General features: G+C 36.4%; 16 protein-coding genes and 1 tRNA gene. 5 read left to right on the plus strand and 12 right to left on the minus strand.

Annotated features, from left to right (window positions below; all coding sequences use genetic code 11):
• The first annotated feature begins 13 nt into the window (after positions 1-13).
• The 3 genes from ULVI_RS15305 to ULVI_RS03155 all read left to right on the plus strand — a co-directional run bounded on the left by ULVI_RS15305 (position 14) and on the right by ULVI_RS03155 (position 1,702).
• A complete protein-coding gene (locus ULVI_RS15305; RefSeq protein ID WP_082830774.1) occupies positions 14-175 on the plus strand; it encodes a YegP family protein in 162 nt (53 codons plus the stop codon).
• Between the two features lie 550 nt (positions 176-725).
• Positions 726-980 (plus strand): hypothetical protein, encoded by a 255-nt coding sequence (locus tag ULVI_RS03150; RefSeq protein ID WP_068589696.1) that lies wholly within the window; start codon positions 726-728, stop codon positions 978-980.
• Complete coding sequence (locus ULVI_RS03155; protein ID WP_068589698.1) at positions 980-1,702, plus strand: SOS response-associated peptidase; 723 nt, start codon at positions 980-982, stop codon at positions 1,700-1,702. Before ULVI_RS03150 ends, ULVI_RS03155 begins: the two co-directional genes overlap by 1 nt.
• On the opposite strand, the gene ULVI_RS03160 is transcribed toward ULVI_RS03155, so the two are convergent.
• Both ULVI_RS03160 and ULVI_RS03165 read right to left on the minus strand, forming a co-directional pair.
• On the minus strand, positions 1,699-2,994 hold the full coding sequence (locus ULVI_RS03160; protein ID WP_068589700.1) for a tyrosine-type recombinase/integrase: 1,296 nt from the start codon (positions 2,992-2,994) through the stop codon (positions 1,699-1,701). The genes ULVI_RS03155 and ULVI_RS03160 overlap by 4 nt on opposite strands.
• 44 nt (positions 2,995-3,038) lie before the next feature.
• A tRNA-Met gene (locus ULVI_RS03165) sits at positions 3,039-3,111 on the minus strand.
• 171 nt (positions 3,112-3,282) lie between these two features.
• Here ULVI_RS03165 and ULVI_RS03170 point away from each other — a divergent pair.
• A complete protein-coding gene (locus tag ULVI_RS03170) occupies positions 3,283-4,845 on the plus strand; it encodes an AsmA family protein (RefSeq protein WP_157632560.1) in 1,563 nt (520 codons plus the stop codon).
• 1 nt (position 4,846) lies between these two features.
• Here the strand turns inward: ULVI_RS03170 and ULVI_RS03175 are convergent, their stop codons facing one another.
• From ULVI_RS03175 to ULVI_RS03200, 6 genes are all read right to left on the minus strand, one after another.
• Complete coding sequence (locus ULVI_RS03175) at positions 4,847-5,206, minus strand: SpoIIAA family protein (RefSeq protein WP_068589703.1); 360 nt, start codon at positions 5,204-5,206, stop codon at positions 4,847-4,849.
• A 92-nt stretch (positions 5,207-5,298) separates the two neighbouring features.
• Positions 5,299-5,481: a CPXCG motif-containing cysteine-rich protein gene (locus ULVI_RS03180; RefSeq protein ID WP_068589704.1), complete on the minus strand. Its 183-nt coding sequence runs from the start codon at positions 5,479-5,481 to the stop codon at positions 5,299-5,301.
• Between the two features lie 67 nt (positions 5,482-5,548).
• Positions 5,549-6,871 (minus strand): TolC family protein, encoded by a 1,323-nt coding sequence (locus tag ULVI_RS03185; protein ID WP_068589706.1) that lies wholly within the window; start codon positions 6,869-6,871, stop codon positions 5,549-5,551.
• Positions 6,855-10,046, minus strand: coding sequence for an efflux RND transporter permease subunit (locus tag ULVI_RS03190; protein ID WP_068589707.1), 3,192 nt, complete (start codon positions 10,044-10,046; stop codon positions 6,855-6,857). Before ULVI_RS03190 ends, ULVI_RS03185 begins: the two co-directional genes overlap by 17 nt.
• The gene (locus tag ULVI_RS03195; RefSeq protein WP_068589709.1) at positions 10,043-11,203 is read right to left on the minus strand and encodes an efflux RND transporter periplasmic adaptor subunit; all 1,161 of its coding nucleotides are present in this window, start codon (positions 11,201-11,203) and stop codon (positions 10,043-10,045) included. Before ULVI_RS03195 ends, ULVI_RS03190 begins: the two co-directional genes overlap by 4 nt.
• An 82-nt stretch (positions 11,204-11,285) precedes the next feature.
• Positions 11,286-13,202 (minus strand): ABC-F family ATP-binding cassette domain-containing protein, encoded by a 1,917-nt coding sequence (locus ULVI_RS03200; RefSeq protein ID WP_068589712.1) that lies wholly within the window; start codon positions 13,200-13,202, stop codon positions 11,286-11,288.
• 102 nt (positions 13,203-13,304) lie between these two features.
• Here ULVI_RS03200 and ULVI_RS03205 point away from each other — a divergent pair, with 102 nt between their 5' ends.
• A complete protein-coding gene (locus ULVI_RS03205) occupies positions 13,305-13,679 on the plus strand; it encodes a DUF983 domain-containing protein (protein WP_068589713.1) in 375 nt (124 codons plus the stop codon).
• Positions 13,680-13,734: 55 nt separating this feature from the next.
• Here the strand turns inward: ULVI_RS03205 and ULVI_RS03210 are convergent, their stop codons facing one another.
• The 4 genes from ULVI_RS03210 to porM form a co-directional block, all read right to left on the minus strand.
• Complete coding sequence (locus tag ULVI_RS03210; protein WP_068589715.1) at positions 13,735-14,328, minus strand: M23 family metallopeptidase; 594 nt, start codon at positions 14,326-14,328, stop codon at positions 13,735-13,737.
• A 16-nt stretch (positions 14,329-14,344) separates the two neighbouring features.
• Positions 14,345-15,388: an NAD(P)/FAD-dependent oxidoreductase gene (locus tag ULVI_RS03215; RefSeq protein WP_068589719.1), complete on the minus strand. Its 1,044-nt coding sequence runs from the start codon at positions 15,386-15,388 to the stop codon at positions 14,345-14,347.
• A gap of 140 nt (positions 15,389-15,528) precedes the next feature.
• Positions 15,529-16,431 (minus strand): type IX secretion system ring subunit PorN/GldN, encoded by a 903-nt coding sequence (gene porN, locus ULVI_RS03220; RefSeq protein WP_068589721.1) that lies wholly within the window; start codon positions 16,429-16,431, stop codon positions 15,529-15,531.
• A 16-nt stretch (positions 16,432-16,447) separates the two neighbouring features.
• Positions 16,448-18,004 (minus strand): type IX secretion system motor protein PorM/GldM, encoded by a 1,557-nt coding sequence (gene porM / locus ULVI_RS03225; protein ID WP_068589723.1) that lies wholly within the window; start codon positions 18,002-18,004, stop codon positions 16,448-16,450.
• Positions 18,005-18,018: the final 14 nt, after the last annotated feature.

Consider the following 18,018-nt stretch of genomic DNA (forward strand, 5'->3'; position numbering starts at 1 on the left):
AAAAAATATCCCTATGCCTTCATACAAATGGAATTTTTACAAAGATAATAGCGGAGAACACCGCTGGAAAAAAACCAGCATCGACAACGGAAAAATTGTAGGTGCCAGCTCCGAAGGGTTTTCAAGCAAACAAAAAGCAAAAGAAAACGCGCGGATTATGGGATATAAGAATTAACAAATAATATCATAACCATGTCACAGACAAATTATATATTTGTAACATACAACAATAAATTTTGTTAAAAATTAAGAGGAGTATCGCTTCTAAACAAATACTCCTCAGGTTTAACAATTTTTTCTAGTCCTTAACTAGAAATTCTAAAATGGTAAATAAAGCATTAGATAGGCTAAAAATAAAGCCAATTAATGCTTTATTTTTTTTTAACCACTTTCGAATACTCTTTAGCAGTTTAAACATAAAAAAAATATTATGCCGTGGTCAAGGTGGCATTATTAATATCTCATCTTACTGCGGAATTTTGAGATATTTAACCAATTATAATCATATCTCGAGTTTTTTGGTTTAGTCAAAGATAAAATATAATAGATTCAATTTATGTATATAGTTTTCAATGGTTGTTAACAAATTTGAAGAAAAAAACATCGGGATTAGGGAAACAAATTGTTCATAAAGATTAAAATTAAAAATTAAACAAATTTATCAGAAGAGTTTTAAGTAAATTAAAATTGGAAATATTCCTATTTTTGTGGAAATATTCCTAGATATGAAATACACCGATTACTTTTCATTCTATCTAAAAAATTACGGAGTTCCCGATCTTAGTGCGGAACAATGGCAACGCTTACTAAATATCGTTTTTATGGAATCTTTAATCGTTTCATCTTCTGAAACTCAACAAATTTCTAAAAATCACAACAAGACATATAGACAAACAAAATCTTTAAATTCATTAACTGGGCGAAAAGAACCAATACTATTAATGAAGGAAATGCTTAAATTGTCTAAAAAAGTAAAATAATGTGTTACGAAACTTCTTCAACCAAGATTAAGCAACAAATGGAAGATTATTCCGGTGCAAATTTTGCGGTTCCATTAGAATACGAACCCTTCTATCATAGATCAGCATTTGGATATCCGAATTTGCAAATAATAAAAATGGAAGATCCTTCACACATTTTCCCAGCTACTTGGGGTTTTATTCCCGAATGGGCCATGAAAAATATAGATGGTTTCAGAAAAAAATACAACACATTTAATGCTAAAAGTGAAACGATTTTGACCTCGGGAACCTATAAAAATAGTGCGCGAGATAAACGCTGTTTAATACTTTCAGATGGGTTTTTCGAACCCCACAAGGAGAAAGGAATATCGGTTCCAAATTACTGCTATATTCCTAGCGATAAATACAAAGATGGTCGTGATATATTCGTATTTGCCGGTCTGTATTCAGAAATTGATGAATTTGCATATTCCTGTACTATATTAACTAAAGATGCAAATGATTTTTTTGCAAAGGTTCACAACGTAAAAAAAAGAATGCCCATCGTTTTAGATGAAGAATTAAAAAAGGAATGGTTAAGTGATGCGTTACACGAGAAGAATATCCTAGAAATAATGGAAAATGGTTTTACTTCAAAAGAATTTAGGGCGCATTCTGTTAGCAGAGATTTATACAAACGTTCTATTGATACAAATAAACCCTATATTCTTGATCCAGTAAATAATCAATCGTTATTTTAAAAATCGATTGTAATATTTTTGCTGTAATCTCCTGGCATTAGCGCGCCAATATCTCGCAAGTAATTACGAAGGCCCGACACACTCTTATGCCTTGTAATAGGCAACATTTTTAATTCAGCTTCCGCGGTTGTAGCACCAGCAGCAATAAATGAGTTATATAAATTTACTGAAAAACTATGTCGAAGGGAATAAATACCGTAGCGGTGATCGAATTGCATGCTTTTTTTTACCTGGGCGAATTGCGATGTAAACCAATCACGGCGGCCCGCTTCTTTAACGGTTTTGCCCCTGTAGGTGTAAGGACCAGGCGTACCGGATGAAGTAAACAAAAAATCTTCCGGGTTGTAGGTGTCCTGGTTTAATATTTCAGTAAGATAGTTTTTAAGCTGCGGGATTAGTCGAACCGTTGCATTATTTTCGGTTTTAGTTCGCACGGTAAGTTTCGATCCTTCTAAGTCTATATCCTTAATTCGAATGCGTACCACTTCAACCGGGCGCAAAAACGCCAGGGCTACAAATCGCATGAATAAAAGTAAATCGGGATTTTCTTTGGATAGCTTGGTTTTAATATCCTGGATCTCCCCAGGGGTGAAAGGTTTATTTTTGGTAGGATTTTCTTTGCGTTTTTTTATAGCAGTTACCGGGTTGGAACTAATTACGGTATCATTGAGTAATTTAGAAAACAAACTTCCCAAACAGGATCTAAAATTATTGATCGATTTTCCACTTTGGTCTAATTGGTTTAAAAACATTATCACATGACGTGGTTTAATATCGTCCGCTGGTAATTGATCGAATCCCTGTAATTTGGCGTAGATTAAAAACGCTTTAAGACGGTATTTCCAATCGCTAAAGGTATTGGGTGCTAATTCTGCTTTTTTCTGTTTTAATGCATCGTTAAGAGCAGCTGAAACAGAAACACTAGGATCATAATAATTGAAATTTGGGGGGAATGTTTTTTCATACGGATTAAACCCTTCCGATAATAGCCGGGTATAAGCACGAACTAATGATTTTCCGAAGGCCTTGCGTTGTGCTACCGTTTTATACCTATTAATCCCATGCTTAAAGTCAAATTTACTTCGGCTATCAAATTTGCCGGTATCGGGATTGCGATAGTAAAAATATACATACCAACGCGCCCCTGGAGCAACACTAGGAACCTTTTTACCATTTACCATGGTTTTAGGTATATGTAATTTTACTTCTGAATACTCCATTTTCACAATTTCCACGACCAAACTAGGGGCGTTTGTAGGGGCGTTTGTTAAAGGAATGATTTTTTTAGGCATAAAAAAAGGCTGCTTAATTGTTGTTAAACAGCCCTTTAAGCTAGTAGCGGGAACAGGACTCGAACCTGTGACCTTCGGGTTATGAGCCCGACGAGCTACCTACTGCTCTATCCCGCGATGTATGCTCCAACATTCTCTTAGCTTTTAACTTTCGGTTCATAATGCCGACAGAAATATTGGACTGCAAAGATACAAAGGATTTTGTCTTCTGCAAGCATTGTTTTGTTTAATTTTAACTAAAATTCATAAACATTTCGCTGGCAGTGCTTTGTTCCCTATTTTTACGTGATGAATAAAAATCTACGACTCTTCCTCCTTATTTTCATCGGAATTCTAATTATTAGCATAGGCATATGGATTGCGAGTAATATAATTCTTAAAAATAAAGCAGAAAATTTCTTAGCTACTCGTATTCCACCTAATATTTCAGCTACCTATTCAGACTTAACCCTAAATATATTTCAAGGCACTCTTACTTTTAATGAAGTTTCAGTCGTGCTTAAAAATAAAATAGATGATAAAGTTCATACTCAAGTAGCCGTAGATAAATTTATTATTGAAGACATTAGTTATATGGATTATGTCTTTCAGAAAGAAATACATATTGAAGATATTAAACTTAAAAGCCCCATTATTAAGTATTACTCTCACATGCTTAGCCCCTCTAAAGATTCAGTAAGGAAAAGCCCAATTACCTTGTATAAACCAGTGCTAATTGATGAACTGAGCATTGACAATGCAACGCTACATATCTATGACGGAACTAAAGACTCGATATCGCTATATGGTAAAAATATCACTGTAGAGATCGACGATATTTTAGTGAACCGGGAAACATTGCAAAAACGATTGCCTATAACTTTCAGCGATTATGAAGCCGAAGGAGATTCTATTTTTTTAAAAGCAGGACCATACGAAAACCTTTCTTCTGGGGATTTCTTCATAAAAAAAGGTAAAGGGGAATTTAACTCGTTATCCTTACAAACAAAATATTCGAAAACGAGACTTTCACAACTTATATCTAAAGAACGAGATCACTTTAATTTGATAATTCCTAAAATTACTCTTGATGGGATCAACTTCGGATTCAAAAATCGAGTTCTATTTGCAGGAAGCACTTCTATGACCATAGAACAACCCAATCTGAAAATTTTTAGAGATAAAACAGTTGCAGATGATCTAACAAGAAAACCACTCTATAGCGAAATGCTTCGCACACTCCCTTTTCAGCTTACAATGGAAAAGATCGCAATTAAAAATGCGGCAATTGCATATACCGAAAAAGTAAAAGACGATAATTCGGGAGGTACAATTAACTTCGATAATCTTTATGCAAACATTCAAAATGCAAGCAATACTTACCCTAAAGGCACCAGAACAACACTCGATATTAAATCTAATTTTATGGAGAATACATCTATTGCCGTAGATTGGGATTTCGATGTGAATAACACAGCAGATACTTTTATTTTTAAAGCAGATATAGGCAAACTTTCGGCAGAAAAATTAAACAAATTTACCGTTCCAAATCTAAAAGTGATGATGGAAGGCGAAGTTGAAAAAACCTATTTTACAATTTCAGGGGATCATACCCGTTCGCATGTAGATATGAAAATGCGCTATGATGATTTTAAAGTTTCGGTATTAAACAAAGAGGGGAATAAAAAGAACAAATTTTTATCGGCTATTGTAAACATTTTTATAAAAAAAGAAAGCGATGAAAATAGTGAAGACTTTAGAGAAGGAAGTGCTACTGTATCTCGAGATAAAACTAAATCGATATTTAATTATTTTTGGTTGAATACTCGCGACGGATTAAAAAGCATCCTTACTGGTAACGATAAAAATTAATTTATTTTTTTTGAGCAATCCAAGCAATGGCATCCATTCGATCTTCTGAATCGAAGTTTTTTATCTCTGCATCCATAATTATTCCTTCAATTTTACCACATAACTGCACCCATTTACGGTCTGATACCAACGCAATTTTGTAAAAGCGTTTTGAATGCTCCATTTTAAAAATAATTTCTTTAATTAAAGCCAAGATTGAGAAGTCTTCGATGTTGCTATCTTCGAGATAAAGGTTAATACGATCAAAATGTTCTAATTTTTCAGAAATTCGTTTGGTTAAATTTTCAACAAGGGAATCGTCGAATTTCCCTTCAATAAGAAATCCTACGGTATCATCGGCAAAACTAAAACTTGAAAGCACGAGGGGGTTGTTTGATTTGGTTTGTCAACTAAAGGTAGTAAAAACAAACTCATTATCTTATATGAGACAAAAGTTTATTTGATGTCGTTAAATTATTGCTCGATATTTTCTGCAGTAAATACTACTAGTTCGGCATCGTCAAAATGGGCAGTAATTTGAATAGGGTTACAACAAACTTCACAGTCTTCAATATACGTTTGTTGTGAGACTGAAGCATCCAAAAGCATTGATATTTCTTCCCAGCAGTAAGGACATTGAAAAAAATGTTCAAACATACATCTCAAGTTTATTGGTTAAAAATTCATTTTACAATAATCATCTTATGCCATTTAAAAACACTATCTACCACTCAATATTCAACAATTGTCCAGTTAATTGAAGTAGTTCTAATTCTGCCAATTTAGCCTCATATTTGGCTTGATTTTTATTGGTTTGTGCATTTAAAAGGTTAATCTGTGCCTGTCGTAATTCTACAGAGCTTATTTGCCCTACTTTATAACGTTCGTTACTGCGATCAAAATTATTTCTAGCGGTAGTGACATTTTGTTCTTGTAACCGAAAAACCGCCAATCTATTGGTATAATTTCCTTCTGCATTGGCAATATCTCTTTTTACTTCAGTAATAAGTTGCCGTTTAATTATCTCTGTATTTTCAACTTGTATTTTAGCATTTTTCACATTGGTAATTCCGCCTCCGCCGTCGAACAAACTCCATGTAAGTGCTAGACCAGCAGAAAAACCAGTAGTAGTATTGCTCCGTGCAAAACTCGTCGACGGAAAATTACCTTCATTCCATCCATAAGATCCAGTAAGTCCCACATTGGGTAGAAAAACCGATTTACTGGCTTTATAATTAAACTCATTAATACGTTTGTTTGCGTTTGCTTGAAGAAGTCGTACGTTGTTGGTGTCCGATTGCTGTATAAAATCTTCAAGTATTAGAGGACTCGAAAAAACCACCATCGTATCTACTCTAAAATTACGCTCTAGGTTCTCATGATTCACCACCACATTTAGATCACGTTTTGTGTTTCTAAGTTGTTGCCGGGTGTTTAAAAGGTTTGTACTGTCGGTTACAATATCTACTTCTGCGTTGAGTACTTCCAACTTATTTACTTGTCCGTAATCGAACGCATATTGAGCCCGTTCTAATCGTTTTTTTGTATTCTGAAAGGTTTCTTCTAATACAGAAACATTTTCGGTAAGACGTGCGACCTCGTAGTACACAGAGAACAACTGAAGCACTGTAGTTTCAATAGTTTCTCTCGCTTCTAATTGGCTTAAGTTGTACGTTTCTTTTAAAAGCTTGTAGTTATAAAAACGCCCCAAACCATCAAATAATGTATAATTTAAATCTACTGAAGCATTGTACCTTGTGGTTTCTGCATTGGTAATATCAGATACCGATCCGTCTTGAAACTCTACTGTTTGGTCTTCAATATTATATCCTGCACCCGCATTTCCAGTTAAGGAGGGTAAATATCCAGAGTTTAAAATTCCTGCATTATTTTCGGAAATGGCGACATTGTTTTGTGCAATTATAATTCCGAAATTTTCTTTTAATGTTTCTGAAACTGCCTCCTCTTTACTTAAAAGATTCACTTGCCCGAAAATGCTTCCGAAGCAACCCAAAAAGATTCCAATAAAATTAATGCTCGTCTTCATGTTCTTCTTTAATAGCGCGTTCTACTTCTTCTTTTGTGACTTTAGATCCCGTTGCCAACCATTTTGATCCTGTTTTTACAGAATTGGTAAAAGACAACAACAAAGGCAAAATTAACAGGGTTAAGACCGTGGCAATACCAATACCATAAGCAATCGAAATTGCCATAGGTTTTAAAAATTGCGCTTGTCGGCTCTTTTCTAATAGCAACGGAGCGATTCCTGCAATGGTAGTAAGTGAGGTTAAAAATATGGCTCTAAAACGTGCCCTTCCTGCTTCATATAATGCTTCATCGAATTTCATTCCTTCTCGTAAAAATGAATTGAACTTTCCAATGAGAACTAGTCCGTCGTTTACCATAATTCCTATTAAAGCGATAATTCCTAATGCTGATAAAATATTAATAGGAAAATCATGAATCCAGTGTCCCCAACCTACAGCAATAAAACTAAACGGAATCATAATAATTAATAACAGCGGCTGACTGTAACTTCGAAATGTAAAGGCAATAACAATGTAAATTAAGAAAATAACAATTGGCACTACAGTACCTGCGGAGTCGGTTAATTTTTTAGCTTCTCGATTCTGTCCCTCATATAAAACACTAACGGTAGGGTATTTTGAGAGTAAATCGGGCATGACTTTCTCTTGAATTTCCGCTAGAATTTCGGTGGGACTTCCTTTAGGGTCGGTAAGATCTGCATTTACTTGTATCTCCCGTTGTCCATTTAAGTGACTAATGGACTCATCACCTCTTTCAATTTTATAGGTTGCGATCTCTCTAAATGGCACCCGCTCTCCGCCTGGGGTTACAATTCGCATGTCGTCCAGGTTATTAATCGACTCTCTATTTTCTCGACTATATCGCACCCATACTCTAATTTCATCCTGTCCTCGCTGAAACCGCTGTGCTTGTAAACCAAAAAATCCTGCGCGTACTTGGCTCATTACGTCTCGTAAATTAAGCCCTAATGCGTAAGCTGTTTCATTAAGTTCTACATAAATTTCCTTAATTCCTTCTGGATCGGTATCGGTAACATCGGCAAGTAACGGATTGTTTTCAAGCACTGCTCGAAGCTCCTCTTTTGCCGCTTTTAGTTCGTCGGTGGTATTACCTAAAAGAGAGATAGAAACAGGACTTCCTCCAAAGTTTCCTCCAGATCCAAAGGTAAGTCGCTCGACTCCAAAAACGGGACCTACTTCTTCTCGTATCGAATTTGTAATGTCTGGAGAAGAAAAATCACGTTCCTCCCCGGGGAGTAAATTAACTTGCAGTGAAGCCTTGTTGTTCCCAGGCCCTACACGTTTAATAATATTCTCTACCACTTGTTTGTTTCCGCTTTGTCGTGCTGTGTAATCTTTATTTACGCGCCAAGCAGCATCCTCTACTAAAGTAATAATAGAGTCTGTTATCTTCGGGTTGGTTCCTTCGGGCATAAGAAGGTCTATACTAACCCGGTCACTGGCAATACTTGGAAAAAATGCAGTACGTATTATTCCACCTTCTAACGATCCAATAGTAAGAATCATTAACGCCGCCATAATTGCAAACGTGATAAATCGCTGCTTCAAGGCGAATCGTAGCATAGGACTATAAATAGTGTCTCGGCAATACGCCATAAAACGATCTCCATACTCATTAATAACCCGTAGTTTAGAAAAGACTTTAGCGATTCCTTTTTTATTTTTTCGTTCTTCTTCGGTTTCTGAAACTAGTGCTTTTGAATGCGCAATGTGAGCAGGCAAAATAATAAGTGCTTCAACTAGCGAGACAATTAACGTAAGAATCACAATGACTGAAACTTCACTAAAGAAATTACCTATTCTTCCTTCAAGAAAAAGAAAGGTTGAAAATGCCAATACTGTGGTGGTGATAGCAGCAATAATTGGTGGCAACACTTCCATCGTACCATCTATTGCTGCTTGTATTCTTGGTTTCCCTTTTTCGTAATGTTGGTAGATATTTTCAGAAATAACAATTCCGTCGTCGACCAATATTCCTATTACGATGATCATTCCGAAGAGGGACAATACATTTATGGTAACACCGAAAAGGTCGGCGAATATAAACATTCCTAAAAATGAAATTGGGAGTCCGAATGCCACCCAAAATGCTAACCGTGTATTTAGAAAAAAGGAAAGAAACAATAATACTAAAAGTATCCCTACTGCCCCATTTTCTAATAAAAGGGCGGTTCTTTGTTCGAGCCGAATGGAAGAATCGCTTACCACGGCAATTTCCACCCCCGTATACTTCTGATTAAATTCCTCGATATATGCATTTACTTGCTCGGCTGTAGAAATAAGATCTTCGCTATTGGTGTTGGTGATCTCGATATTAACCGCTACGTTTCCATTAAAGAAAGAAGCATTGGGAGTTTCTGAAAAACGATCTTTTATGGTTGCAACATCTTGAAGCAACACCAAAGTTCCATTTTGTTGCGAACGCACAACTAGATTGTTCAATTCATCTCCATAATACGATCGATTGCTGGCTCTAATAAGATAATCTTCAGCTTCGGTCTTTATATTTCCACCAGTGGTAAGAATATTTGCTTGTGCTACTGCGTTGGCTACTTCAGTAAATGTAAGATTGTACGCCAAAAGGTCGTTTTCACGAACTGCAATTTCGATTTCTTCCTCAGGATATCCTGAAACTGAAATTTGAGAGATTCCTTCCATCGCTCTCAAATCATTTTCAATTTGTCTTCCTATTTGTTTAAGAACCCCTAACTCGATTGCCTCTCCACTTATTGAAAAATCGATGGTTTGTCGTATCTGTTCCTGTTTAGCAACAACAAGAGGTTCCATTCCTGTGGGAAAATTAGGAACTCGATCTACCGCATTTTTAACTTCGGCAAGCATCGCATTAATATCTTCATCACTTTCAATTTCTACCGTAATGCTTCCGCCACTTTCTCGAGAAACCGATGTCACACGTTCTACACCAATAAGTCCCTTTAGATTGTCTTCAATTTTTAAAACAACTCCTTCTTCAATCTCTTGAGGTGCTGCCCCAGGATAGGCTATATTAATGGTAATAATTTCGGCATCCTGCAAAGGAAAAAAAGACGATTTTAACTGAAAAATCCCAATAACTCCAAAAATTATAAATCCGAGGATAAGCACGTTGGTAGCTACCTCGTATTTAATAAAATAACTTATAATTTTTTTCATTCTTGAACTGCTTTAGTCGCTGAAGTATCTTTAGAAGGCGTAAAATTTTCTTCATCCCCAACTTTCACAAGCATTCCAGCATATGCCCCCGGCACAGGCCTAGAAAGGATTTTTGTTCCATTAGGCACTCCTTTTACTACCATATTCTCTGGCGAGAAATAAACGGGATCTATTTCTATTAACCCCAAAACACTATCCTTTAATATAAATAGTTTATTCTCATCTACAAGTAGTTTTCGCGCTACTCTAATGGCATTTTCTTCTTTATCGGCTTCCAATTGTGCTTCGAGATACATTCCTTCTTTAAGGTCATCTCCATTTACTTCCACAAAAACCTTGATGGTTTGCGTTGCTTGATCAATTCTTCCATTTACCCGAACTACTTTTCCTGTATAGGCTTTATTTGTTTCGATGGTTTTAAGTTGTACCGATTCACCTATTTTTAATAGGTCACTAAATTTTTTTGCTACAGAAAGTTCTAATTCGAACACAGAGGTGTCGATAAACTCTCCAAGTTTTTGACCCGATCGAATAAGTGTCCCACGGGTTACAAGAGCTTCGGTAACAATCCCATCGAAAGGAGCTCGAATGCTATACTTTCCTAAGCGTTGTTCTAGATTTTTCACATTAAAATAAGAAGAAGAAACACCACGACCTGTAATGAAATAATTTACTTTCTCGGAAGACATTTTAGGAAGTTCTGGAACCGATTTAGTCATGTCAAAATTTGCAAGGTATGTATTCCAGACAGGAAAAGCATCTGGATAATCTAACCGAAGGTCGGGCATCAAGGAAGTAACGAGGTTGTAAAATTCACTTCTGGCAGCTTGCACCGACGCATAATATTCTGAAGAATTCATGCGAATTAACGTTTGTCCTTTTCGGTAGCGTTGCCCGGGTTTAAAATCGTTCGAGCTAGATTCGAAAACACCCTGTACCTCGCTGTATAATTCAAGTCGGTTTTTTGCGACTAAGTTTCCGTTGGCAGGTAAAACAATAGGTACCGTACCATTTTTCACTTCTTCAACAAAAACTGTTTTAACTACTTTCTTAGCTTCGGGTTTTACCTTTTCGTTGCTTTTAATAATGTAATTCGCGCCAACAACAGCTACAACTAGAATTACAACACCGATGGCAAAAAGTATAATTTTTCGCATTATAAATATGTTTACCTTTTGCTTTCAAAAATAGGGTTGCGAATTTTTGCATTTGTTAAAACTTTCCTAAATAACTAATTTTCTATCCCAATTCTTCCAACTGAAGCGTGATCTTCTCCCACTGTTCCATCTGTTCACTTAGCTTGTCTTTTTTAGCTTGGTAGCTATCGAAGAAATTTGGTTTGGCAATGGTCTGGTCGTAATTTATAGCCAGCTCAACATCGATGGCTTTAATTTCACGTTCTAATTTATTGATATTCGCTTCGGTTTTACTCAGACGGTTCGTGAGCGATTTAAATTTCTTCTGATTTTCGTACGATTGCTTCCCGCTACTTTCTTTTGATGAACCTTCCGAAGCTATAACAGTACGTTTTTCTGCCTCCCGAAGATTTTGAAGATTCCTCTGTTCTAAGAAATAATCGATGTCACCAAGATATTCTTTTATTTTATGATCTTTAAATTCATAAACCTTATCGGTTAAACCTTGTAGAAAATCCCTATCGTGAGAAACTAAAAGCAACGTACCTTCAAAATTCTTTAATGCATCTTTAAGAACGTTTTTCGACTTAATATCTAAGTGGTTTGTCGGCTCGTCCATTACAAGCACATTAAAGGGTTGTAGTAGTAACTTAGCCAATGCTAATCGATTGCGTTCTCCTCCACTTAACACCCTAACATATTTGTCTACTTCTTCTCCTCTAAAAAGAAAGGAGCCTAAAATATCTCGAACTTTACTTCGGTTTTTTTCATTTGCAGCATCGATCATGGTGTCGAGTACGGTTTTGCTTCCGTCGAGGTATTCTGCTTGGTTCTGTGCAAAATATGCAATCTGAACATTATGACCCAGTTTCAGTACGCCACCGTGTGGTATTTCATTAACGATGATTTTTGCGAGGGTAGACTTTCCTTGTCCGTTTTGACCCACAAAAGCAATCTTGCTATCGCGTTCTACAGTAAGACTCACATTTTTTAATACTTGTTTTTCATCGTAATTTTTTGAAATCTTTTCAGCTTCGACAACCACTTTTCCTGGGGTTACAGACACTGGAAAATTTAACGTCATTACACTATTATCATCTTCATCTACTTCAATACGGTCGATCTTATCAAGTTTCTTTATTAACGATTGCGCCATTGTTGCTTTACTAGCCTTGGCACGAAACTTTTCGATAAGTTTTTCGGTTTGCTCGATCTGTTTTTGTTGATTTTTCTGAGAAGCCAATTGTTGTTCCCGAAGCTCTTCTCGCTGTACTAAATATTTTGAATACGGTTTATTATAATCGTAGATCTTTCCGAGGGAAATCTCAATAGTTCGATTGGTTACATTATCGAGAAACATTTTATCGTGAGACACAACGACCACAGCTCCGGGATATCCTGTTAAAAATTCTTCCAACCAAAGAATCGATTCGATATCGAGGTGGTTGGTAGGTTCATCGAGCAATAAAATATCATTATTTTGAAGTAACAATTTTGCTAATTCGATTCGCATACGCCATCCTCCAGAAAACGTATCGGTGGCTTTATCAAAATCTTCGCGCTGAAACCCTAATCCTAACAGAATTCTTTCGGTTTCTCCTTGATAGTTGTAACCTCCGTGAATCTCGTATTGGTGCTGCACTTCATTAAGATCGACCATGAGTTGGTGATAGCCTTCACTTTCATAATCGGTTCTTTCTGCTAATTGCGTATTAATTTTCTCTAATTGTTTTTCGAGTGCTTTAATTTCAACAAAAGCTTCATACGACTCTTCCAATACCGTACGACCCATTACAAAGTCGATATCTTGCTTTAAAAACCCAATAGACACTTCTTTGTCCATTGCAATCGCTCCTTCATCGTATTCTTGTTCTCCAGAAATAACCTTAAGCAATGTGGACTTTCCGGCTCCATTTTTCCCTACCAATCCCACACGAGTTCCTGCGCCTAGTTGAAACGTTATCTTCTCGAATAAATAGTCTCCTTGAAAGGAAACGGAAAGGTTATGTATATTCAGCATATGTCTATTTGAAAAATTTATTCTTTATTGATTTTGAGGACTGCAAAGATGCTTAAATTTGTAATGCAAAAAAAACGAACTACTACCTTCTAGCACAAACTCATGAAAGACTCTAAACTCTACAGCATATTCACTAGTACTTGTCCAGTATGTCATACCGGAAAAATGTATAAAAAACCCAATCCGTATGTTTTTTCAGAAACATTAAAAATGAATGACCGTTGTCCGCATTGTGACACAAAATTTAAAATTGAACCATCCTTCTTTTACGGCGCAATGTATGTAAGTTACGGAGTCGGGGTTGCGATTGCCATTGCTGCATTTATTCTTGCCTTTTTTGTTTTTGGACTGGATCGACTACAAACCTTTTTTGTAATCATGATTACGTTGCTTGTTTCTTTCCCGTTAATTCTGCGATTGTCTCGAAATATCTGGATCAACATGTTTTTTACATACGACCCAGAGAAAGCTAATTAAATTAAGAAATTTCGCTTAAGAAAATAATAAGCAGTACGATCATAATAGTCTAAAACTATTGTGATCGGTTGTTTTTAATAAATACTGTTGGGTCTAAATAACCTTTAGTATTGGTTGAATATCCACCGCCAATGGGTAACCCAACTTCGTCTCTTATTTCTAAATGTAAATGAGCTAGATAATATCCATTATTAGTACCAATAGTTCCAATCTTATCTCCTTTACTTACATAGCTCCCTTTTTTAACGTTGATCGCAAGACAATGAGCATACAGTGATTCAATCTGCTTCCCGTCTTGTATGTAATGAGTAATTCTAATTACATTGCCCCATCCACCTCCAACATTTTCAGCAAACGAGACGTATCCATTTGCAACAGAATAAATTGCATCCCCTAAATCTAAATTCCCTCCATTTACGCCATTCCAGTCGTCACCGAGGTGGTTATTTTCTTGAAACTTTTGCGCATTATAATATCCTTTAGCATCTGGTTTTCCAACAGGAAAGTCAAATCCGTTTGCTTTCTTTAAGGTATCCGCCTGTACTTTTAAACTTGTTTCTTGAATACTAATTTTATTTTTATGAGCCCCTTCAGTTTTGCAGCCTAAAGCCACTAATACTATAATTAAACCAAGTAGGGTGTTTTTCATAACGAATAATTATTGCTCAAGCCAGTCTCGTAATATCAATTTCTGAAGGCAGTCGCATATCCATTTCTGTATAATTATATAAAATTTCTGAAAGTAATGGCGCCATTAAAATACCTCGCGTGCCCAATCCATTAAAGAATATTTTTTTTGAATCTGCTGGTAAAGCTCCCAAGAGTGGTTTTCTGTCTTTGGTTGTGGGACGCACCCCTGCAACTTGATCGATCACCTTAAAAGGACAAGAAATCATTTTTTTAAGCTTGGTGCTAATTTGTTCTTTTGCTTCGGAAGTAGGGTGATGCGAATAATCCTCCCGACTATAAGTAGCCCCTACTTTATACCTGTCTTCTCCTAACGGAATAATAAAAAGGGGCCCTTTTAGAATTTCTTCTAACTGAAGCGTTGGAGCGTGTATAATAAGATATTCTCCTTTATTTCCAATAAGAAAAGATGTTGGAAAAAACGGATTTTTAACTACGGAAGCACCTTCACAAAAAACAATTTTTGAGGCTGAAATAGCTTTATACTGAAGGTAATTTGTTTCGGAAACAAGCAACTCATACTGAAATGCTTCAGAAACGAGTTGATCGTTCTCTTTTAAATAGCTTCGGTAGGTTTCAAGTAATTGCTTCGGAAAGATCCTTCCACTTCCTATAACTTTTCCGAAGCCATGTTTTGCCTTTATTGAAGGATTAGAATTTGGAACGACTTCCGAAGAAAGATACGCAGCCAGTTCGTTTTTATCACTAGCAACAAACCAATCGTTCTGCTCTTCTACGGTATTAAAAATTCGTAACACTGGAGTTGACTCAATAAAAGGAACTTTTAATTTTTTAGCAATATTCTCATAAAATGGTACTGCTACGTCAAGATGTTGAGAGGCATTCCAGGCTTTAGTGAAGCGTTTTAACACTACAGGATTAAAGACTCCACCAGAAACAGCGGTGGATGATCTAGCGTTATGATCGATAACTACAAACGACTTTTTATGCTTTTGCAATTGCTCACAAAAAGCCACACCGGCGATGCCCAGTCCTACAATAATGTAATCCACATTTTTCATACGACAAAGATACGAGGAAAGGAGTTTATCCTAGAAGAAAACGAGTGAGAAACCGTGCATAGTACGTTATAATGAAACTATAAAAAAACCCTCCAAGAAAATTCCTTAGAGGGTTTTAGTTTATACTTTAAAATAAGAATTTAGTAATTCCAAAGATCAATTTCGATGTTACGAATACCCTCTTTAATCCGTTCAGATTCCAAGAGTTGCATTAATGCATTGTCATTGATATATGCATTCACGCTTCGATCGCCTTGCACGTTGTCTTCTTTATAAATAACAGCATTAAAGCGTCTTGAATTAAGGAGATGATCGTACGAAATAGGTTGCGATGTGTTCTTTCGATTGAATGCTTTCGCATTATGTAATACATCACGAGCACCAGGGAACCAGATCCAGAACAATTCTACCTTTGAATCCACACCAGTGTCTTCAAATGCTTTTGATCGTGCTTCTCCAGCAACAGGGCAAAGACCTAATAAACGATATTTTAATTCTCCTTGACGTTTATCAACATACCAGTATCCTCGAATTCTCCATTCTTCGATATCTCCTGCATCTAATGTAAATTCACGAATGTACTCACGATCTACAAAACCTTCTGCATTGTATTGTTCAATACCAAGATCGGTAGTATCACGATATACTAAAGATGCACTAATGTCATCTAGTGTACGTTTTTCAGTAAAATACGAATCGGTATAGACATCTTCAATTTCACCATCTTTAATCGCACGTACTAACACATCGTATAGAGAGCGTCTATCGGAACCAATGTTGTTTGTATCTATAGGATAGTACAACGGGAAATTTACACGTTCATCAAGATCGATGATCTCCCAAGTGGTTCTTGACCATAACACGTCACGCTCATCGACGTACCCGTAAGGTAACGGTTCATCGTTGTCGTAGGCGATCTGTGCCTCTGTCTTTTTCCCTATATCTTCAGGTGTTTTTGCATTTAAGACATTTACCTGTGCGTGTACACCGGACATCCCAAAAAGCACCCCTAAAGTACATAGAACAACATTTGCATATTTCATAAATTCCTTTTTAATTTTAATTTGTCAATTCAATAACTACTGGAGCTGTTTTCTTAAGCTTTACACCGCTTCCTTTAAGCGCAGTATTGATATCGAATATTTGTACAGTCTCTCCTCGTTTTGCTCTTTTAAGCGCAGATTTTGCTTGTGCGTTTAAACGACCTCCGTTTACTTTTACAGTTGGTTGCCCAGAAACTCTAAAGCTAAATCCAGTAACACTTAATCCAAGATCAAATTCAAAGTCTGGCAAATCTGCTCCAATACTAGAGATTTCAAGACCTTGACGTTGCATCTTTACAATACCCGATTCTCCTCGAATGGTTCCGATAGGTGCTGGAATATCCTTAATACGGAATTCATTTCCACTACTTACCTTTTGACCATCAGGTAATGTCCCACTTGCAGAAATAGTAACCGTTCTTCCCGTTGTTGGACGCATTACGTATTTACTACCAGAAACTTTTGAAAGACCTGCACCTGATGCGCTCACCTTATTATCTGGAATACCTGGAATAGAAACTGTCATTGGGTTATCCACACCACGGTATACAACATTCATTTTGTCTGCAGAAATTACAGCAGCATTTGGCTTAGAGATTGTAGCAAATCCTGTATTTACAGGCACTTCAATTTCTTTACCACCTTCACCGTAATACAAGAAACCTTCGATCTTATGATCACCAGGACTTCCTGCTCCAACTTTAAGAACAATTCTACCACCTTGAATGTCGTAGTCTTTTCCTTTTTCTAACTTTCTACCGTCCAATTTAAGATCTTCTCTTTGTGGCACCGTACTCGCATCGGTTCTACCTAATAAAATAGCTCCATTAAAAGTTTCACCTGGATAGAAAGCTGATTTTGGAACGTCCATAAAAGTGTTGTAATTACTCAATGAAAGTGCCGACGCTTGTTGTCCAGCTAACATTTTTTGCAACACTTCACTTTTGGTTGTTTTAATATCTGCTTGAACTTGTGTCAACTTAGTTAAAGATGCAATTAAAGGAAATCCTTCATAATTGTAATTTAACCATTCTACTTGTTTTCCATCACGGTTCGTTTCTTCTGCGGTAGAAAAATTCTGAGCGATTGCCTTCTTTACATTAGGGAACGAACTGTCTGGTAATACTGCCATCATTTTGGTGCGATACTCATTCATCTTATCGATAAACTCTTGCCCTTCCGGTTTGTAATTATCTCCTGTAAAAAACAAGTTGTTGAAATGATCGGGTTTATCCATAACTTCATAATCTGATGGATCTTCCAAATCTGCTATTGCAGCTGTTTTTAACGATTGAATATACGTATCTAATTCTTGTGAAATCTCAGATACTTTATCTGCATTTTGTTTTACAGCCGCATATTGTTCGGGAGCATCGTTTGCTTTTTCAGCTAAATTTGCCATAAAAGCATCGTTCCTTTCTGAAGTAGCCGTATTGGCTTCCGAGATCTTTTTGTCTAACAGTCCGAAAGCAGATAATACTTCTTTGGACATGTTAAGTGCTAACATAGCGATGAAAACCAAATACATTAGGTTAATCATCTTCTGTCTTGGGGATTGTTTTCCTCCTGCCATTTTTTAGTCTTTTT

Origin of the sequence: Cochleicola gelatinilyticus (assembly GCF_001637325.1) — a bacterium.
Classification (GTDB): Bacteria; Bacteroidota; Bacteroidia; order Flavobacteriales; family Flavobacteriaceae; genus Cochleicola; species Cochleicola gelatinilyticus.